General features: G+C 47.9%; 11 protein-coding genes. 6 read left to right on the top strand and 5 right to left on the bottom strand.

Features of this window, described 5'->3' with window-relative positions; all coding sequences use genetic code 11:
* Positions 1-288: 288 nt before the first annotated feature.
* Positions 289-2,877, bottom strand: coding sequence for a TonB-dependent receptor (locus G499_RS0111990; protein ID WP_027000146.1), 2,589 nt, complete (start codon positions 2,875-2,877; stop codon positions 289-291).
* Positions 2,878-3,211: 334 nt separating this feature from the next.
* Positions 3,212-5,386, bottom strand: a complete 2,175-nt coding sequence (locus G499_RS0111985; RefSeq protein WP_027000145.1) for a cation:proton antiporter — start codon at positions 5,384-5,386, stop codon at positions 3,212-3,214.
* A 248-nt stretch (positions 5,387-5,634) separates the two neighbouring features.
* On the opposite strand from G499_RS0111985, the gene G499_RS0111980 reads away from it, so the two are divergent.
* The 3 genes from G499_RS0111980 (at position 5,635) to G499_RS0111970 (ending at position 10,164) form a co-directional block, all read left to right on the top strand.
* Complete coding sequence (locus G499_RS0111980) at positions 5,635-7,089, top strand: DUF389 domain-containing protein (protein WP_081413777.1); 1,455 nt, start codon at positions 5,635-5,637, stop codon at positions 7,087-7,089.
* Positions 7,090-7,144: 55 nt separating this feature from the next.
* On the top strand, positions 7,145-8,962 hold the full coding sequence (locus tag G499_RS19805) for a mechanosensitive ion channel family protein (RefSeq protein ID WP_051296204.1): 1,818 nt from the start codon (positions 7,145-7,147) through the stop codon (positions 8,960-8,962).
* 71 nt (positions 8,963-9,033) lie between these two features.
* Positions 9,034-10,164, top strand: coding sequence for an aspartate aminotransferase family protein (locus tag G499_RS0111970; RefSeq protein WP_027000143.1), 1,131 nt, complete (start codon positions 9,034-9,036; stop codon positions 10,162-10,164).
* A gap of 128 nt (positions 10,165-10,292) precedes the next feature.
* Here the strand turns inward: G499_RS0111970 and G499_RS0111965 are convergent, their stop codons facing one another.
* The gene (locus tag G499_RS0111965) at positions 10,293-10,811 is read right to left on the bottom strand and encodes a CAP domain-containing protein (RefSeq protein WP_035727536.1); all 519 of its coding nucleotides are present in this window, start codon (positions 10,809-10,811) and stop codon (positions 10,293-10,295) included.
* A 469-nt stretch (positions 10,812-11,280) separates the two neighbouring features.
* Positions 11,281-12,228 (bottom strand): hypothetical protein, encoded by a 948-nt coding sequence (locus G499_RS21200; RefSeq protein ID WP_051296202.1) that lies wholly within the window; start codon positions 12,226-12,228, stop codon positions 11,281-11,283.
* Positions 12,229-12,646: 418 nt separating this feature from the next.
* Between G499_RS21200 and G499_RS0111950 the strand changes: the two genes are divergently transcribed.
* The 3 genes from G499_RS0111950 (at position 12,647) to G499_RS0111940 (ending at position 16,503) form a co-directional block, all read left to right on the top strand.
* Positions 12,647-14,647, top strand: a complete 2,001-nt coding sequence (locus tag G499_RS0111950) for a hypothetical protein (protein WP_027000141.1) — start codon at positions 12,647-12,649, stop codon at positions 14,645-14,647.
* Positions 14,648-14,698: 51 nt separating this feature from the next.
* Positions 14,699-15,517 (top strand): DUF2490 domain-containing protein, encoded by an 819-nt coding sequence (locus G499_RS0111945; RefSeq protein ID WP_027000140.1) that lies wholly within the window; start codon positions 14,699-14,701, stop codon positions 15,515-15,517.
* A 167-nt stretch (positions 15,518-15,684) separates the two neighbouring features.
* On the top strand, positions 15,685-16,503 hold the full coding sequence (locus G499_RS0111940) for a M48 family metalloprotease (RefSeq protein WP_027000139.1): 819 nt from the start codon (positions 15,685-15,687) through the stop codon (positions 16,501-16,503).
* Positions 16,504-16,593: 90 nt separating this feature from the next.
* Here the strand turns inward: G499_RS0111940 and G499_RS0111935 are convergent, their stop codons facing one another.
* Positions 16,594-19,158 carry a TonB-dependent receptor gene (locus G499_RS0111935; protein ID WP_035727337.1) on the bottom strand — a complete coding sequence of 855 codons (2,565 nt, stop codon included), beginning with the start codon at positions 19,156-19,158 and terminating at the stop codon, positions 16,594-16,596.
* Positions 19,159-19,349 lie beyond the last annotated feature (191 nt).

Raw genomic sequence — 19,349 nt, 5'->3', positions numbered from 1 at the left:
GACATCTATTAGGGGCGTGCTTTTTATTGATTTTTTGTGCTATTTGGCCAAGCCCCTATCATACAAATACCTGAGGGTTTTGGGGAGAATACCCTAAAGCCTGTCGGCCAACGGTTAGATTTTGAAGACGAATGTAGGGCAAAAGGTTTCTGTGTTTGTTAGGCACTCAAATGCTTTTTGGTGCTATAAAACCCAAAAAGAAACCAACACAAATACAAAACCGCCGATACTCGAAGGCACCGGCGGTTTTGAGGTCTCTATCCTAAAATAGTATCTGGCAACGATGGTTTAGAATCGGGCGTTGAGCTGTACGCCAAACCAACGAGGCAAGCCTGCGATAAAGGTAGGAATACCAAAAGCTCCACCTGTGTTGCCTGCATCGATGACATAGTTTTCATCCAAGACATTGTACATATAGAAGGTCGCTTGGTATTTGTTTTTCCAGCGGAAGCCTGTACGTACATTCAACAACCCATACCCATCTTGCTCTACTCCGGGCTGGTTTTCTTCTTCAAAGAAGACTTTGGATTTGTATGTGTAGTTTGGTGTCAGGAAGTAGGTAAAATCATCTGTAATGGGCACTGTCCAGTTGAAACCCAAAGACACAGAGTGTTCGGGAGTCAGGCGGAAACGGTTGCCGGCCAGCTCTTGTCGGTTACCGTCTTTGTCGGTATCGTCAAACTTAGCATCAATGTAGGCATAGTTACTGAATACGGAGAAATTGCGGCTGATGGCATATTGGAAGTTGGCTTCCCCTCCGATGGCGCTAGCTTCGCCTCCGTCGCGTGGGAAGAAGCGCAAGCCCTCATTGGTCAGCTCTGCAATCTGAGTCTGGAAGTTGGAGTAGTCATAGTAAAAACCATTGACATCTACCTGTAGTCGGTTGTTGAGCCAAAGGGTTTTTGCTCCCAATTCATAGCTCCATACCACTTCAGCATTGAGTACTTCAGGCTCGTTATTTCTAAACTGTACTACATTCGGGCGGCGGCCTCTGGCTGCCGAAGCAAAGATGTTGATGTTGTCGGTAGCCTTGTATACCACTGCCGCACGGCCTACCATTGACCAAAACTCACGGTTGGCTTCCAAACGTTGGTTGCCTGTAGGACGGAACAAGATATTGGGGAAGTTTCTGGTAAGCACTCCTAGTGGGCTAGGAGTTTGTGAGGTTTCTACTTGATAGCCGCTGGTGATATTCTCATAAGTACCACGTAAGCCCAATGTGAGGTCTAGTTTTGGGCTGATGTTGAAGGTTCCGTCAGCAAATACCTCAAAGGCATAGTTAGTTCCGAAGTTTGTATTCTTCTCTCTGTGTAATGTTCTTAGAGGAGCGCCAGCAATACCAGCTTGCGCAAAGAAGGGATTGACAGGGATATTTGAAACAAGATTGGGGCGGCCATTATTGTCTACCAAGGGAACGGCAGGTGTTAAAAACAACAGTCCGGCACGCTGCTCTGGGCTCAAGCCCGGGAGTGTTTGAATCGTATTTCTGATTACGGGGGTCAACAAAGGATACAAGCTCTGCTCGTTGGTTTCGAAGGGTACGCCTTGCGAGCCGTCTTCCCAGAAGAAGCTCGTACCGGCAAAACCCGAAAACCACTTGTTGTTGCGGTAGTTGAAGCGGAATTCTTGGCTAAATTGGCGGCCTTCGGCTTCTTCGGCAAACCAAAGTGCAGGAGCGGCAGTGCCGTCGGCATCAAAAGATTCTACAGAGGCAAACTCACGGTAGGCCGTGGTAGAAGTCAGGTCGAGGCGGTCGCTGAAGGTATGGTTTACGAGCAAGGTATTGCCCCATACTACACGGTCGATGAAGAGGTCACGGCCACGCTCCATATCAGCGAAACTACGCGGATTCAAATCGCCACCCGCAGGAGCAAAAGTACCACTCTTGAACGAAGTCCCCGGAGGGTTGTCCTTCTGGTAGTTGAAGATGAAGTCTACGACGGTGTTGCGTCCGGGCAACCAACGCATCGCCAAACGTCCGGCTGCTGTATTTTTGCCGTTGAGATTGCCTCCTGAAAGGTTTTCAATAAACCCATCGCGGTAGTTGTAGATACCCGCTACGCGCAAGAAGAGCTTGTCTTTGGCCAAGGGCAAGTTTAGGTAGCCGTTGGCTAGTTGTTGGTTTAGGTTGCCATAGCCAATGGTGAGTTCGCCGCTGGTTTCGTTCTTGGCTTTGTTTTGGATGAGGTGGACAGCACCAATCTGAGCGCCACGGCCAAAGAGTGTTCCCTGAGGGCCTTTGAGCACTTCAACACGCTCAAAGTCAAACATCTCTACCACTGAACCTCTTGACTTAGAGATAGATACACCATCTTGAAATACCGATACACGCGGTTCGATATTCGACGCGCCATTGTCAGAGGTAATGCCACGAATTACGAAGCCGGGGTTATTCACACTCTGTACTTGTACTTGCAAGCCGGGGACATACTCCGAGAAGTTGTTGATTTCAAAAATACCATTGTTACGCAAAAAGCTCGCGTCTACTGAGCTGATAGCCACCGGTACATCTTGGGTTACCTGCTCACGCTTTTGCGCCGTAACGACCAAGCCGCTCAATACGACAGCACTCTCTTGAAGTTTGGGAGAGGCTTCGGTATTCTGCCCTGCCGTTACTGTTACGGTAGTTTGGGCGCGCTCATAGCCCACAAAACGGACTTCGAGGGTATAGTTGCCTGCCGTTACATTGTTAAGTTGATATCGCCCTGTGGTATTGGTAATGGTAGCGTAGTTAGTGCCCAACAATACTACTGTTGCACCTACTACAGGCTCACCGTTGTCGTCTTGGATTATGCCTGATAACGAGCCATTGCTCTGACCGTAGGCCGTAAAGAAGCTACCCAAGCAAAAAAGCAATAGGAGTAAGCTATTTTTCATAAGGTTTTGTGAAATGGTTTGGAGTTGACTAATTGTTGATTGTTATCACCCTTGGGCGATAAACTGAGTGCAATACTACAGCCCAAAAATGAACTCATTTTGAGTAGAATGTTAAACTTCAAAATGACATTAGAAGCCCCAAAGAAGACTTACCGCCTTGATTCACAAACCATTTAAAAGCAATTGCAGGGGTGTTGCAGGGGTGATAAAAATTTAACTCCGTGGTAATACTCGGCTTGCCGAACATCTGATGCCTAGTTATTATTCCACGCCACCGGACATTTTTCATCCCCACAGCGAAAACTGTGAGCTTTGGTTGAGTATAAATACTCTCTTACGCCTTGGGTTTTCGAAAAATCTGTACGATAGTTTTGCCAATATCATCCAGCCTTTTGAGGTGGTTTTGAAGTGGTTCGAGCGAGAGTTGGTTGTAGTTTAGCCCTCCTTCGCTGTTGTTGATGCGCTGTATGGGATAGATCAGCAGCACACTTGTTTGATTGATGTATTTATTGAGATACATCGGCACCTTGGCCATATACTTGTTGTAGGAGAGTTCGCCAATACGGCTCATCACGACAATCAGGCCGTCATTGGGTTTGAGGTCTCGTGGGATAATCAGAAAATCCTCCCACTGGGTGAAGGTTTCGAAGTCAGCTTCTATGGGGTGCTTTTTCAATACCTGACGGAGGTACTCTTCTGTTGTTTCGGTACAATAGAACAACATTTTGGCACCTGTGTTTTTGGCCAAGCTCCAGATTTTCATCACCCAGAACGGGAATCCAATCTCCCGCTCGGCATTTTCGGGGATAATGACCAAGTGTCTTTTGATGGTAGAGAGCGGCTGGAGAGGTTTGTATATCAAGGTAGTGGTGTTACATCGGGTCAAGATACCATCAAGGGTATTGAGAAATGAGATACTCAGTCCTTTTTCTTGGCTAAAGCCAAAGACGAGATCAGTGGCGTGTTGCTCTAGGGCAAGGTTAGAAAGCCCGTTGATGAGGTTGACATCGTAGCGGAGCAGCTCTGAGAGCACATTGTCTGAGCCTGAAGCCGTAACAGCGGCTTGATGCAAAATTTTCTTGGCTCGTTTTTCGGCTATTTCCCGCTCTTCTTGGTTGTCTATGATATGTGCAGCCAACAAGCCACTGCGGTTTTTCTTGTTTTTTACTGTTACGCTGAGGTTCACCAGCTCTTCCACCAGCTCTGGGTGGTCTAGGGCTATCAAGATTTTCTCTTGGCTATCTGCACTATTACCAGCCTCTTCCTCTGCGGATCCTGCTTGCGCCTCTTGTAAAGCAATATTTTGTGCACCTTTTTGCGCCACAAAGGAGGCGATGGTACAGGTAACCAAGATCATCAAGATGGTTCCGTTGAGCACGCTTTCGTTGAGCAGCCGGATGTCTTCGCCAGCCGGAGTTTTGCCGATAACAATCTCGTAGCCCACCAACACTGCGGCTAGGGTAGCGGCTGCTTGGGCATTGCTGAGGCCAAAAATCAGGCGGCGTTCATCTGTACTAAAACGAAAAGTTTTTTGGGTAAGCCAAGCAGCCAAAAATTTGGCCAGTGTGGCCACCACACACATCACCAAGGCCACCTTGATGGTATCGAGGTCTTTGAAAAAAGCTTTATAATTGATCAACATTCCCACCCCTATCAAGAAAAAGGGAATAAATAATGCATTGCCTACAAACTCTACCCTGTTCATCAGGGCAGAGGTATGGGGAATGAGCCTGTTGAGCGCCAATCCGACCAAAAACGCCCCGATGATGCCCTCAACGCCCGCCAACTCAGCCAAAAAAGCACCCAAAAAGACCATCCCTAGCACAAAAATATACTGCGATACACTGTCATCGAAGCGTTTGAAAAACCATCGGCCTATCAACGGGAAAATCAACATTACTACCAATGCAAACACGACTACTGATACGCCGAGTTTAATCCAAAAAGCTTGGTTGATTTCGCCCTTGGTCATTCCTACAATCACAGCCAAGACCAAGAGCGCCAAGGTATCCGTAATCATCGTTCCGCCGACTGTAATCGTAACGGCCCTGTTCTTGGCCACTCCCAGCTTACTCACCAACGGGTAGGCCAACAACGTATGTGAGGCAAACATACTGGCCAACAAAATAGAAGTCAGCAGGCCAAAGCTCAAGACATACAGCCCAGATAAAGTACCTAGAGCCATCGGAATAAGAAAGGTAAACATCCCAAAGACGAGACTTTTGCCGCTGTTTTTCTTAAACTCTACCAAATCAATCTCCAATCCGGCCAAGAACATAATGTACATCAAGCCTACAGTGCCAAAGAGCTTGATGCTGTCGCCACGCTCCATCAGCCCAAAACCAAAGGGACCAATAACCGCGCCGGCGATAATCAGCCCTATCAGGTGCGGAATCTTAAACTTGTTCAGAATAAGGGGCGCAAATAAGATGATAAACAAAATGATGGCAAAAATCAGGATGGGATTTTTGAGTGGTAAGCTAAGATCTAACGCACTGAGGAGTATCATAAAAAAGCTTTTAGGGGTGTTTGTCATATCAAAGTTAAGCCAAGATTCCCAAGATTTGAGAATTTATAGGCTTTGATTTTCTCGATTATCAAAGATTTTCAGCAGATACATTGCCCAAACCAATTTTGATTGAGTACAACACGCCTACTTCCCCCCAAGAACCTGCCTGCTAAATTCTCAAACCACAGCCATAATTTGCGTTTGTAATAGAATAACCCCAAATTAGGGGCTTTCAAACTATTCCTGTTATGCAACACACACCCTCTAATCCTGAAGTAAATCCTTCGGAAAAGCCTACTGACGAAAGCAGTAACAAGCAGTATTCCATCAAACAACTTAGCCGAATTTTGGCAAAACTTATTGTAGAGACCCGCGATTTTATGCTCAAGGTGCTCGACATTCGTGGCGAGATTGATGAGGAAGGAACCAAACAAGGTATCCGCAAGGAAATTAACTTTACGGGACACAATGCTTGGATTTTGATTTTTGCCATTTTCCTTGCCTCTGTTGGGCTTAATACCAACTCTACGGCTGTCATTATTGGGGCGATGTTGGTTTCGCCACTAATGGGGCCGATTGTCGGTATTGGCTTGGCCGTCGGTATCAACGACTTCCCTATGCTCAAGCGTTCGGTCAAAAATTTGGGCATTGCCGTAGCCATCAGCGTCATTACTTCGGCACTGTATTTTGCCGTTACTCCTTTGAGTGAAGCCCAATCCGAATTGTTGGCACGCACTCAGCCCACCATTTTTGATGTGCTCATCGCCACCTTTGGCGGCTTGGCCGGGATTGTGGCGGGCTCGCGCAAGGAAAAGAGTAATGTCATCCCTGGCGTAGCCATTGCTACCGCCCTAATGCCCCCACTTTGTACAGCGGGCTATGGCCTAGGCACAGGGCAATGGCCGTTTTTCTTGGGCGCATTTTACCTATTCTTCATCAACTCTGTCTTCATCAGCCTGTCTACCTTTGTAGTGGTGAGGCTGCTCAACTTTGAAAAAGAACACCTCGTAGACCCTCGCAGCGAGCGCAAAGTACGTATCTATATTACAGCCTTTGCCATCATTACCCTTGTGCCTAGTGTATATTTAGGTTGGAGAGTGGTGCAGCAGGCCGTCTTCAAAACCAATGTACAACGCTTCTTGGCCGAAAATACAAACTTCAAGGAGAGTTATGTAATTGATAGCAAGAGCAGTTACTACAACGCAGATTCTTCTGTGATTGAAATTACCCTAATGGGCGAAGGGCTCAAATCTGAACAAATGGAAGCCTTGAAAGAAAAACTACCTGTTTATGGACTGGCAGGAACTTCGCTCATCATCCGCCAAAGTCAGGGCTTCAATGCCGAAATAGAGCAAGAATTGAATCAAAAATTGCGCGTGGGCATCATCGAAGACCTTTATAAACGCAATGAAGAACTCATCAAGGATAAGGACAAAAAAATAGGATTGCTAGAAACAGAGCTGGCCAAGTACAAACGCACTGATATACGTACACCACAAATCACCAAGGAACTTAAAGTACTTTACAAAAACCTAGAGTCTTTTGCCTACTATGATGCCATTGTGGCCAATGCCAATACCGGAAAAATAGACACCATTCCCACCGTTATCATCAGAGGAACAGGCTTTTACAATCCTCAAGATCTGAAGCAGCTTCTCAAAGTACGCCTAGAGAAAGACACCCTACAGGTGATTTATTATTGATACAACACGGCCAATACCGCATTTGAACACCATCATAGCACTACCCCGATAACCTATGAGAAAAGCCATTTTGTTTTATATCGTTTTGTTTTGGCTCTACCAAAGTTGCCCACTGCTCGCACAAGGCAACTTACCAAGCCGCCAAGATTCCATCGCCCTCGCCGACTCTATCCAACAAGTACTCATCGAGGCCAAAACTGACTCTATCGCTGCCGAGGCACAGCGGCTGCAACAAATGCTTGACTCGCTCAAGACTCATTCTGGTGTGGCTCAACAACGCGAAAAGGCAAGGCTAGATTCCCTCAAACAGGCTTTGCTCGCCCAAGCACAGCCGGTTATTTTCCGCAAAGACACGCTCTTTTATGTCTACGAAGGCTTGGCGGGGCTTTCTGCTGCCGAGCGCGCCGCCCAAATCAGCCGGCGCATACACGAGCTGGCACACGCGCTCAACTACAACGCTGACTCGCTTCACCTTCGCGAGCAAGACGGGTTTTGGGAAATATATCACCTCGAACGATTCCTGCTCACCATCACCGAAAACGATGCCTTGGCGCAAAACCTAAGTGCCAAAAAAGTAGCCGAAACGCACCTGCTGGTTATCCGTTCGGCCATCAGGGAGTACCTAGACTCCAAAACCCTGCGTGACAGAGTGCTGGAAGTCGTATTGGCTTTGCTGGCACTGGGGGTAATTTACTTACTTTTCCGGCTGACCAACCGCCTCTTCCGCTGGGTACGCCAGCGTATCTATAGCCGTAGGCATCAGCTCAAAGGTTTTTATATTGGCAACTATGAAGCTGTTACGCCAGAGCGCCTGCTCAGGATTTTGCTCTTTGGCAAAGACGCAGTCAAATGGGCCATACACCTGCTGATGTTGTACCTCACGCTACCCATCGTTTTTGGCTTGTTTCCGGCCACACGCGGCATCGCCGAGCTGCTTTTGTCTTATATCCTAGACCCTGTTCAGCGGATATTTTGGGGATTTATTGGCTATATTCCCAACTTGTTTACCATTGTGATTGTCTTCATCGTTACGCGATATACCGTGCGTTTTATTGGGTTTCTGTCGCAGGAAATCGAAAACGAAAAGCTTGTCATCCCCGGATTTTATACCGACTGGGCCAGGCCTACCTACAACATCATCCGCACCCTGCTCTACGCCTTTATGTTTGTGGTGATATTTCCCTATCTGCCAGGCTCAGACTCACCTGTTTTTCAGGGGGTTTCGGTGTTCCTTGGTATTTTATTTTCTCTGGGCTCTACTTCGGCCATCTCCAATATTGTGGCTGGCTTGGTGATTACGTATATGAGGCCCTTCAAAATAGGCGACAGGGTCAAGATAGGCGATATCTTGGGCGATGTGCGGGAGAAGAATTTGCTTGTTACGCGCATCCGCACCATCAAAAACGAAGAGATTACCATCCCCAACGCCAACATTCTCAGTGGGCATACCATCAACTATACCTCTTCTTCACAATACATTATCCATTCTACCGTAACCATCGGCTATGATGTGCCGTGGCGCAAAGTACACGAGATGCTCATTGAGGCAGCCAAACGCACACAGGCCGTAATGAAAGACCCAGAGCCTTTTGTATGGCAAACCAGCCTCGACGACTGGTACGTCAGCTACCAAATCAACGCCTGTACGAGTTATGCCAAAACCATTCCCGAAACACAATCGGAGCTAAACCAACACATTCAGGATGTCTTTTTTGAGAATGGGGTGGAGATTATGTCGCCCCACTACCAAACCATCCGCGACGGGAGCGCTGTCTGTATCCCTCCCCAATATCTGCCCAAGGACTACAGCCCCGAGGCCTTCGCCGTCAAAATACAGCCTGATGCCGGCCAAAGTGCGGCCCCTGAGGACTAAGAGCTTATTGAAAAGCTGTATATTTGCGCCCATTCATTCATCTTCCCCAACATCGCTCCAAAAATTGCCCTATGCAGCTCTTTGACGTATACCCACTTTATGACATCACCCCGGTTCGTGCGCAAGGCGCATACCTTTGGGACGAGCACGGCCAGCGCTATCTTGACCTCTACGGGGGGCACGCCGTCATCTCTATCGGCCATACCCACTCACATTATGTGCAGCGCTTGACAGCACAGCTAGAACAGTTGGGTTTTTACTCCAATGCAGTACAAAATCCTCTTCAGATTCAGTTGGCCGAGCACTTGGGCCGCCTATCGGGTTATGATGACTACGCCCTGTTCTTGTGTAGCTCGGGCGCTGAGGCCAATGAAAATGCCCTCAAACTGGCTTCTTTTCATACCCAAAAACCGAAGGTAGTGGCCTTCAAACAAGCTTTTCACGGGCGTACTTCGGCTGCCGTAGCCGCCACAGACAACCCCAAGATTGTCGCGCCAATCAATGCCGTGCACGATACCCATTTTGCTCCTTGGGGCGACGAAGCCTACATCACTGACTACCTAGCCCAACACAACGATGTGGCGGCAGTCATCATTGAAGGGATTCAGGGCGTTGGGGGGATTCACATACCCGGACTTGCTTTCTTACAGGCCTTGCGCCGCCTCTGTACCCAACACGGTATTGTGTTGATTTTGGATGAAATACAATCGGGGTATGGCCGCAGTGGACGCTTTTTTGCGCATCAATACGCCGACATACGCCCCGACCTTATCACTGTAGCCAAGGGGATGGGCAATGGGTTTCCCGTAGCCGGTGTGTTGATAGCTCCACACATCAAACCTTGGCACGGGATGTTGGGCACCACCTTTGGTGGCAATCACTTGGCCTGTGTGGCAGGGCTGGCCGTGTTGGAAGTTATCGAACAAGAGCAGCTGATTGACAAAGCCGCCGCCTTGGGGCAAAGCTGGATGCAAGCGCTTGCCGCCCTGCCGGGTATCGCTGAGCTGCGAGGCCTTGGGCTGATGATTGGCTTGGAGCTAGTCCATCCCGTAGCCCCTGTCCGCAAACGTTTGTTAGAAGAGTTTCACATTTTTACGGGTGTTTCGGGAAGCCATACCTTGCGTCTTTTGCCTCCACTCAACGTTCCAGAAGAGGCTACCACCTATTTTGTGGAGGCGCTCGGCGCGTGTTTGTCCGCCTAATGATTGAATAATCCCCTCACTGAACGTACAAAGCCTGTCAAACGTGGTAGTCTTGACAGGCCTTGCTTTTACCCCCCAACAAAGTCGAGAAGTGTATACACTGAAAATCCTAGCGCATCTATTGACGTTTATCGTGGGCGGGCGAATACCTGCGTCCAATAGTTACCTACACGCGCAGCTCCGAGTTCGGTAAAGTTACCATTCATAATATTACGGCAGTGCCCTGCGCTTTTAATCCAAGCCTCTACCACGGCCTCCTCGCTGCGTTGGCCATTGGCTATATTTTCGCCGGTTCCGTTATGCTGATAGCCCGTACGTGTGATACGCGCTCCAAACGTAGTACCGTCTTGGCTGGTATGGCTGAAGTAACTATTGTCGCGCATATCCTTGGTATGCAAGTATGCCGCTTCCTCAAGCTGTCGATTCCAAGTAAGCGGCGCTACTGGTGGCCTTACTTCATTTCCACAAGTACATCCTTCACGGCGGTATCGGTTGACGAGCGAAAGCATCAGATTGGGATCAAGCTCATTGCCCGCAATTTTTTGGACATTGGTTGCATCATCCGGCTCAATGTTTTCTCCCTTAGGGTTACAGGCGGCTACAAGGGCCAAGAGCAGACAACACAAGAGAAGATTCTTCTTCAACATCGTTGGAAAACAAATTTGGTTGAAAACTTTACTCACAAGGGCTATTTGGCTGAAAAACAACACTTGATAGGTACGGTAAAGTTACGAACTTGTTGTATTTTACAACTATAAATCTTGTGCATACAGCCAGATAAAATAGCAAATCACTATAAATCAAGCCATTAAAAATTATCCTAGTTCTTGGTGTTTGGCAACAACATCGGGCGGCTTTTCACACCACCGGACATTTTCCAAATTCCACAGTTAAAACTGTGGGTTAAGTCTCATTCCCATCCAAAAAAATGAGGCTTCAGCTTGTCTCGGAGTCAGAACTCCGAGCTACTTTTCCAAAATGTCTGGTGGCGTGGCGGCTTTTCAAGCATTGCGTATAACGCATCAACACCTAAGGCATTCAGATTACAGGAGCGCCCTAAGTGTTGTGTTTGTGTTTGAGTTACAGAAGCTACCCAAAAGCCTGCTGTTCGATACATCAGCGCCAGTTGTTGGCAGGTTTGACCCTATAGTTTGACGAGCCACCGTTGTTCCCAACAAACTTGTCGTCCTTCCAATCCCCGTCATATACTGTTTTACTCGCATCGGTGAATTTACCATTCCCGTGGCGTTTGTCATTGACCCACTCTCCGGTATACTGGCTACCGTTAGTCCAATGATAAGTCCCTAGCCCTTGGCGTTTGTCTTGAAAATATTCTCCTTCGTAGCGTTCTCCGTCTTTCCAGCGGAACAACCCTTTACCGTGACGCATATTGTTTTTCCACTGTCCTTCATAGATGCTTCCGGTATCCCAGATGCCTACTCCTTTGCCACTGGCTACACCGTCCTTGGTTTCGCCGAGGTAGTAGACTTTGTTACCTCGGGGAGTGGTAAATTGTAGGAGTCCGTAATTCTCGCTGTATTGCTTCTGCATTTGCTCAGCTTGCTGCTGTAAAGCACGTTCAAAACTACTTTGTTGTACTCTAAGGGCGGCTTCGAGGGAGTCAAGTTGCTCACTGGCATTATTACGTTGATTTTGTAGCTCTTGTAGCCTCGCAACTTGTGTGATAAAGGCTTGCTCATACTTTCGTTTTTCTTCATCGAGCGTATTTTGGACGTTATTGACCTTCTCAACGGCTTCCTGTCGTTGCAGGCTGATGGTATACCGGTGTTGGCGGCGATTGATGAAGTTAGTATCTAGTCCAAGACTTTTATAAATGCTGAAAGCCTCGTCATAAGCTTGGTTGATAAATAGGCTGTCGGCTTCTAACAAACGATTTAGTGTGCGCAGGCTGTCTTGGTAGTGTTCTTGTTGTTGCTTGAGTTGGGCAAGCACCTCTTTTTGGGTAGTCAGTTGCTGCTTGTAGTGGTAAATCATCCGAAGGGCAACACCAAGGACAATGATGCCAGTGATGGCCGCTGCGATAACAAAATGCTTCTGCTTCATAAAGACTTCAAGGGATTTGGGTGTGTGCAAAAAACTATGCGCTCTGGTTAGCACGATGCTCTGAAAGCACTGCTTTACTAATAAGAACGCGGGGGTATTTGATTGTTTTTGGCAGTAGAAAATCCCTCATAAATTATTGTTTGCTGATGATTTGTCGATAGCACAAAGGTAATGGTTTTGTAAAAAAAATACAAGTCTAGTTTCGTGCAACACTTATGCAAGTTACACGAAGCACTTGTGTAAAAGCTAAAAAAGCCTTAGTTTTGCTCATCAAAATGGCATTTGGTCTTTTGTATATATGCGCTAAATACGATTCTTAATAGTCATCAGACGTTTTAAGACCTGTTTGTATATTGTGAATGTGCAAAATCGACCTCTTTATCCTCTTTATATCAAAGCACTAGTCCATACATACTCCATGCGCTCTTCAATTTGCTATAGTTTTACAGTTTTTCTATCTATTTGGTGTTTTTTTGGCTTCGCACAAACGCTACAAACTACCACAGATGCAGCTTATCGTCTGCAAAACGGTACTAAAGGCAAAGCGACATACCAATATTATGTCAAAAATGGAGAACAAGTGCTGCACGGCGATTTCCATTTTGAGCGATTTGTTATCTCCAAACAAGATAGTCTTGGCCTCTTATCGCCCGTGGAGGCATTGCAATGGACAGGGCATTATGCACATCAAGCTCCCCAAGGCACTTGGACTTTGTCAGAACAAACGCTGAGTCCTTCATCCCTACAGGGCACAGATAATTACCAAATCCTTTTAGGCGCTACCGGAGAAGACAAACGCACTCAGGCAAATTTTCAAAATGGGGCAGCCCAAGGAGTAGCCCAATACGCTCATTTCAAAATCCGCAATGGTCAAATAATAGATACCTTGCAATACTTTGAACTAAGCTACCAAAAAAACATTCCTACGGGCGCATTTCGCTTTTTTGATAGAAAAGAAAACATTGAAGCTAGCGGATTTGTAAACTCCCAAGGCGTGATGGATAGAACCTTTGCCGTTACAAGCATCCAACCTGACGGTAAGGTATTGCGCAAGGAATGGGTATTTGAGCAAGGAATGTTGCGCAAAACGAAATTATACCGCAACTATGAGCTTCTCACAGAACGCAATTATAGCCCCAATGAAAGCCGTAACAAAGAACTGCTGCCCCTAGAAGAGGCTTATTTTGAAATCATTCACCTAGACGAACAAACCAAGAGTAGTATACAACGCAATCCACAGGCGCAGTTGCTCAATAAAACTGCCTTCAGTGTGATTGTGATTCTTGACAAATTGATTGCTACGGCTGCTAATATCCCCGAAGCGAAGCCCTTGGCCTTGCCCAAAATTTATTTTTTCAAAAATGAGTTTAGCGACCAAGAGTTACAAAGTCTCCAAACACTACACCAAGACCTTCAAAGCCTTCATCAAAAAATCGAAAATACGCTCAATAATCCTCAATTTAGACTTAGTAGCAGTAGTTCCAAGCAAATAGCCAACTACCAACGAGTACTGAAGTTTTATCAGTCCCAAGTAGAAAAGACCCAATATCTTGAAAATTTAGTTCTAGGAGAATCCTCTTTTTGGCTCTATGCAGATCGCGAGCGCTCCTATCAAGAGTTGCTGCTTGACCTCCAAGAGGCCGAGCAGCAGTTATATCACTTGGCCGACAGTCTCAAGCTTCCACCTGAATCTAGCGCCTTTTTTGAAACCAACGGACTCACTGACGTTTCATCGCTCCACAGGCTGTCCGAATACTTCCAGAAAGTAGACCTAGCCCTTGATTATGTAATCAGTCAAACAGGCATCTTGATGGAAAAAGCCGGTCTGCAAAAACAATTGGTGGCCCAAGAAGAGGCATTTTTGCGTGCTTCTGATGAGGCGCTCAAGCGCTTCAACGGCCAAGACTCTAGTGTGATATACCATGACCTACACGAGCGTATCGCGCCAGCAGTTGGCACACTGATTCGCAGTGAATTACGTGCTTTTTCTGCCCTGAGAGACGACCCCAAGACCAAAGAAGAGAAGCTCATGCAAGAGGCTAAGCGATTGCTCAAATGCTTTGAAGAACTCTCGGCACTCTACCTCCGGCTAGTAGATGTGCCCAAGCGCCGCCAAATGTTAGATAACCTATATATGGAGCAAAGTTTCAATCCATACACCTTCACCGATGTAGAAGAGCGCAAAAAACCCCGTCTTTACAACGCCTACAACAATGTGTTATATCCTGAGCTCATTGATAACCTCACCACAAGGCTAGAGTGTGGTAATATCAGCAACACTGCCGACAACCTTGACAAACTCCTAGAGTACATGCAACGTGTTGAAAACCAAAACACCAGACAGCTGGAGCAAAAAATCAAGCGTGGAGACTCTGCCGAAAAGCTCAACCGTAAGCTTGATATCGGTCTGAGCCTCTAAATCACTACTCCCCCCACCCAACTTCATACAAACACGGTCTCGATTTATCTCATGAAATATTTAATGCGACAAAGCCTAGTAATATTGGCTTCAATATTTTTGTGGCAAGCAGCACAAGCCCAAGATCAGAGCGTTATCAATGAACCCAACTCTGGACTTTGGATAGGTGTTTATAATAAGCTACGAATGACGAAAAAGATATACTATTATTCCGAGACACACCTACGCTTCAGAAATAGCCTTGATAATAATATGAGCTTTGTAGGTCGTATGGGGCAAATTTATAACCGTCACGGAGTCAATTTTCTTTTTAATAAACATTTTGAATTTACCATCGGGCCGACCTTGGTCTTCAACTATACGCCCGAGCCAGGCAACCCTGATTTCGAAAAAGTAGTACTAGAGCCACGTGTGTGGCATCAATGGTTGTTTATTATGCCTTATATGGGGCGGGTAAAGCTCTACCACCAATTCCGCTTCGAACACCGTTTCAAGCGTGATAACAATGTCGGTGCACCCTTTCAATACACCGATCGCTATCGCTACAAAATCTTTGCCTATATCCCACTCAACAAACCTACCCTTGGCAACAAAACGCTCTTCATCGCCCCTAGCGCCGAAATATTCTTACACAGTGGCAAGTCTATCGTTGCCAACCCTATGGAAGACTTTCGTGTATATACAGGTCTAGGGTATATCCTCAACAACAATGTAACCTTTTTTGGCGGCCATATGTGGACACTTGGGCAAGGCCGGAACCCCGCCGGTTTTCAGTACGGTCAAAATCATATCATCCGCCTCAATGTCTTCCTGACCTTTGATTTGCGCAAACGTACCAAACGTATTGATGAAATCCGTTTGACAGACTAGACCACAGCCCATATTGCCCCGCTAGGTTCCCAGTCCACAAAATCTTATAAGTTCTCACCCTCCAGCTTCCTCAAAAGAGGCTTCCATCTCGTTTCACACAACGAAAGCCCTGCTTTTTTCGTAAGTTTGTACAGCCTATCATCTTCTGTTTATTAACTCTAATGTTTATGAAGCTTATGCGTATGCGCTGGCATTTGTTGGGTATGGCCTTTTTGGCGCTCAGCCTGACTACCTGTACCAAAGACGGGCGGATCAATGTGTTCTCCGTACAAGACGACATCAACCTAGGGCAGCAAGTGCGGGCCGAAATCGCTGCTGACCCTCAGAACTACCCCATTCTCCCCGAAAGCCAATATCCCGAAGCTTACCGATACCTGCGCGGCCTGCGCGACAAGGTGCTGCGTAGCAATGCTGTAGATTATCGTGGCCGCTTTGAGTACCAGGTCTTTATCATCAATGATGACAACGTGCTCAACGCCTTTGCTACCCCGGGCGGGTATCTCTATTTTTATACAGGCCTTATCAAGTACCTTGAGACAGAAGACGAGCTGGCCGGTGTAATGGGGCATGAGATAGCCCACTCCGACCGCCGCCACTCCACCACCAACCTCACCCGTGTGTATGGTGTATCGCTGATGCTCGATGTGGTTTTTGGCCGCAACACAGGCCTGTTGGGCAATATCGCCAAGCAGTTGGCCGGCACGGCAGCCGGGCTGAGCTTTGGCCGTGGGGCTGAGCGCGAAGCCGACGAATACTCGGTCATCTACCTCTCCCAAACGGAGTACCAATGTAATGGTGCCGCCGGATTTTTTGAAAAAATGCTCGCCGCACAAGGTGGCGGCAATAGCGCCCCCCCACGCTGGCTCAGCACACACCCCCCCTCTGATGAGCGCGTACGCGATATCAATACCAAGGCGCAAAGTATCAGCTGTAGTGTAAGCCCAAGCGGTATCAACTACCAAGCATTCAAAAATATGTTGCCGTAATCTATAGACAGCACATTACCATCAAAAAAACACCGCCAAATGTTCCTTTCGGGCACTTGGTGGTGTTTTTTTTGAGTAGTAGCCTAATGACTACAGCGTATAACGCAAGGTAATGCCATAGGTTTGGGGATCACCCAATACTCCAGCATAATGCCCTACGTTACCTGCGCCGGGCAATAAAAACTCGAAGTAGTCTTGGTTGAGCAAGTTGCGCGACCATACGAATATCGATAAGCCCTCAGCTCCTCTAAAGCCCACTCGGGCATTGACAAGGGCGTAGCCATCCACATTGAGCACCTGTGAAGGCGAGGGACTAGACGAGAAGCCGGAGCGGTAAAAGCCGTCAGCAGCCAAGAAGAACTTGCCTTCGTAGCCCAAGAAGCGCCCTTTGTGCGATACTTCGCCACCGAGCGAAGCGGCCCATCGTGAGATACCGGGCAGCGCCCCGCCCGAAATGTCTTTGAAGGTTTCGCCACCGGTCTCTTCCAAAGGCACGGGTGCATTGGTGAACTTCACATACCGCCCATCAGTATAGGCCAAGGAGCCAAAGGCTGTCAGAAAACGGTTGACTCGTGCTTGTGCGTCTAGCTCTATTCCCCATACATTCACCCGCTCTGCATTGGCCAAATACCCCCGATTGACCGACAGGTCGGGGGTTTGTACCAAGGTCTGAAAATTGCTGATGTCGGTGTTGTGGTATACAATGTTGAAGGTACTGCGAGCCGAGGGCTTGGTCTTGATACCCACTTCAAAATGGCTCACATACTCCGGCTCAATGCGCGCCAAGTCTATGGCCGTTTCTCCATTGATGCGTGGCAGGCCTCCAAGATTGATGCCTACAGGCTTGAAGCTTGTCGAATAGGTTGCAAAGGTATTGAAACGCTCTGAGAGCCGATAAGCCAAGGTAACCTGCCCCGAGAAGTTGGACTCACTCACAAAGGCCTCAAATGACTGCTCGTTGTATACGGAGCGCTGCAAGGCAATCAGGGCAGGATCAGTTGTTTGTAGTCCTCCGTACACTTCACGGTCAAACAAGATGGCTTTTTCGTCGTAGTTGTAGCGGATACCGGGCAAGAAGTGTAGCCTGTCTGTGATGCCCCAGTCGAGCTGTGCAAACACGGCTCCGCTGAAACTCTCCAAACGATTGCGGGTGCGTGTCCCGTATCCGTCGAGCAGGCCGGGGGTAGCCCACAAGGGGCTGGTCGAGCTTTGTGAGAAGCGCCACTGGTCGCGCCCTGCTTCTTCGGTATGGTAGGGTGTGGCGCGCAGGTCTTGCCAGAGGGTATATACTCCCAGCACTCCACTGAGGCGCTTGCCAAAATCACCGGCATAACGTACTTCCTGTGACCACTGGTTGTGCCGCGAAGGAGCTTGAGAGAGGCGCAGCCCTTGCAGGCCTGTAAAGTCTCGGTCATTAGAAGGCCCCCAGTTCCAATAGCGCCAGGCAGTGGTAGAGGTGAGCATCCCCTGCCCTATTTTGGCATCGATATTGAGCGACACCCCGCCTAGGTCGTTGTCGGAGCGCCACGGGGTGTCATGGTCTATAATACGGTCGAAGGGGTTGGTACTTGGCAGGGTATAGTTGAGATCTGAGATGATTTGGTTAAACTGCCGATAGGCAGGGCGGCGCGTTTCGGTAACGCCTGCATACACTTGGGCATAGCCATCGGGGCGTTGGGTGGAGTAATCTGCTGCCAACAAAATCTCTAGCCGTGAATTGGGTACAAAAAGCAACTGCCCGCGAAGCCCTAGATTGTTGAGGTCGTTGACGGCCTTGTTGGTAGCCACATTCTGAATCACTCCGTTGCGCTGAGTACCCGAAAACGATAGGCGTGCCGCCAGCTTATTGCTCAAAGCCCCGGTAAGGGAGGTCTTGGCCTGTACAAAACCGTAGTTGCCAAAACTTGACTCAAAGTTGAAGCCTGACTCAAAGCTAGGCCTGCGGGTTGTGATGTTGAAGGCTCCGGCAGTGGTATTTTTACCAAAAAGCGTCCCTTGAGGGCCTCGCAATACTTCTATCTGCTCGATGTCGATGAAGTCGAGTGTCGTAACTGCGGGGCGGGCATAATACACCCCGTCTACATAAAAGCCTACTCCGGGGTCTATGCCATCATTAGTAAGGCCAAAGGTAGAGCCTAACCCTCTGATATTGAGTGTTGTATTGCGCGGATTGGAGGAGTAAAGCTGTACCGTAGGCACCAATTCTTTGACCCTATTGACGTTGAAAGCACCTGCATCGTCCAGAAAATCCCCTGTAACAACCGAAACCGCAATGGGAATTTCTTGTACTTCCTCGCTGCGGCGGCGTGAGGTTACGACTACTTCGGCCAAGGTCAGGTCGCCTTGCAGCTTAATGGTCAGGGGTTGTGCCAACTTTTCTGACGTAACGACTGTCTCCTGAGGCGCATAACCCACAAAACTACTACGTAGGGTAAAAGGGGGTGCGGTTTCGCTTTTGAGGCTGAAGCGCCCCTCTTGGTCGGTAATGGTATAGTTGGCCGTCCCCTTGATGACTATAGTGGCGGCTACGATTGGCTCGTTTTGCTCATCCAACAGTTGGCCACTGACCACAAAGCCCTGCGCCCAAAGCCCTGCGCCTGATAACTGCCCTGCCAAGAGCAAGAGCCATAATATGTTTTTTTGTATTAGTTTCATTTTGTTTTTTGTGTATTAAAATTTTTATAAATTAATCCCTGTAATAGCACACATACAACAAAGCATCATACACACAAAGTGCTTATTACCAAATACTTGAAAGAGATGTAAAGCTCTCTTATCACAATCGTTGCATAGGCGAACTAGTCGCTCGCCGCAGGTTCCAATTGACAGACTAATGGGGATACACA

Source organism: Eisenibacter elegans DSM 3317, from assembly GCF_000430505.1.
In the GTDB taxonomy this organism is placed as follows: Bacteria; Bacteroidota; Bacteroidia; order Cytophagales; family Microscillaceae; genus Eisenibacter; species Eisenibacter elegans.
This window is presented reverse-complemented; position numbering and strand designations above follow the sequence as displayed.

Excerpts from the sequence above, each read along its gene's own strand:
- G499_RS0111965 (WP_035727536.1), bottom strand. The coding sequence starts at position 10,811 with ATGTTGAAGAAGAATCTTCTCTTGTGTTGTCTGCTCTTGGCCCTTGTA.
- G499_RS0111980 (WP_081413777.1), top strand. The coding sequence starts at position 5,635 with ATGCAACACACACCCTCTAATCCTGAAGTAAATCCTTCGGAAAAGCCT.
- G499_RS21200 (WP_051296202.1), bottom strand. The coding sequence starts at position 12,228 with ATGAAGCAGAAGCATTTTGTTATCGCAGCGGCCATCACTGGCATCATT.
- G499_RS0111945 (WP_027000140.1), top strand. The coding sequence starts at position 14,699 with ATGAAATATTTAATGCGACAAAGCCTAGTAATATTGGCTTCAATATTT.
- G499_RS0111990 (WP_027000146.1), bottom strand. The coding sequence starts at position 2,877 with ATGAAAAATAGCTTACTCCTATTGCTTTTTTGCTTGGGTAGCTTCTTT.
- G499_RS0111970 (WP_027000143.1), top strand. The coding sequence starts at position 9,034 with ATGCAGCTCTTTGACGTATACCCACTTTATGACATCACCCCGGTTCGT.
- G499_RS0111985 (WP_027000145.1), bottom strand. The coding sequence starts at position 5,386 with ATGATACTCCTCAGTGCGTTAGATCTTAGCTTACCACTCAAAAATCCC.
- G499_RS0111950 (WP_027000141.1), top strand. The coding sequence starts at position 12,647 with ATGCGCTCTTCAATTTGCTATAGTTTTACAGTTTTTCTATCTATTTGG.
- G499_RS0111935 (WP_035727337.1), bottom strand. The coding sequence starts at position 19,158 with ATGAAACTAATACAAAAAAACATATTATGGCTCTTGCTCTTGGCAGGG.
- G499_RS19805 (WP_051296204.1), top strand. The coding sequence starts at position 7,145 with ATGAGAAAAGCCATTTTGTTTTATATCGTTTTGTTTTGGCTCTACCAA.
- G499_RS0111940 (WP_027000139.1), top strand. The coding sequence starts at position 15,685 with ATGAAGCTTATGCGTATGCGCTGGCATTTGTTGGGTATGGCCTTTTTG.